Origin of the sequence: Mesorhizobium sp. M7A.F.Ca.US.006.01.1.1 (assembly GCF_003997935.1) — a bacterium.
In the GTDB taxonomy this organism is placed as follows: Bacteria; Pseudomonadota; Alphaproteobacteria; order Rhizobiales; family Rhizobiaceae; genus Mesorhizobium.
Genome location: NZ_RZQL01000545.1, coordinates 1 through 449, shown reverse-complemented (window position 1 = coordinate 449; position 449 = coordinate 1). Strand labels below are relative to the sequence as shown.

Genomic DNA, 449 nt, shown 5'->3' with positions numbered 1-449 from the left:
CCCCCCCGCCGCCAAGGGCGCGGCAGGGCTATGGATACTTCGTCGGAGGCACGCCAGGGTTCAAATCGCCCTGCAACTCCTTCGGCAGCGGCAGGCTTGAGCATTGCAGGTGCACCTCGCGGGCGAACAGCTTGCGTTGCTTCTGCTCATGCTCCTTGATGGCTGCGACGAGCCCCATCGAGTATGGACCAAGCAAGACGCCGAAACCCCACCCCGGATGCTCTTTCTCGCGAGCCGCGTAATCCGAAGCCGCCATGCGTGCCTGCTGGCATGCCGGCGAAGCCCATTTCTGGTCCTGCTGCGAAAGCGACGCCTCATAGTCGACCGGGGAGGTCGCGCATCCGGTCACTGCCGCAGCCAATGCGAGGCAGATTGCGATTCTCATTCGAAGCCTCTCCTAAGCCTTGTACAGGGCCTGCATAGACCTCTTCATCGCACAAGGCGATAGC

General features: G+C 62.6%; 1 protein-coding gene. It reads right to left on the bottom strand.

Annotation, left to right across the window (positions count from 1 at the left end):
* Positions 1 to 28: 28 nt before the first annotated feature.
* Positions 29 to 385 (bottom strand): hypothetical protein, encoded by a 357-nt coding sequence (locus EN943_RS37420; protein WP_127416644.1) that lies wholly within the window; start codon positions 383 to 385, stop codon positions 29 to 31.
* Positions 386 to 449 lie beyond the last annotated feature (64 nt).

Coding starts and splice junctions, on each gene's coding strand:
- EN943_RS37420 (WP_127416644.1), bottom strand. CDS start 385: ATGAGAATCGCAATCTGCCTCGCATTGGCTGCGGCAGTGACCGGATGC.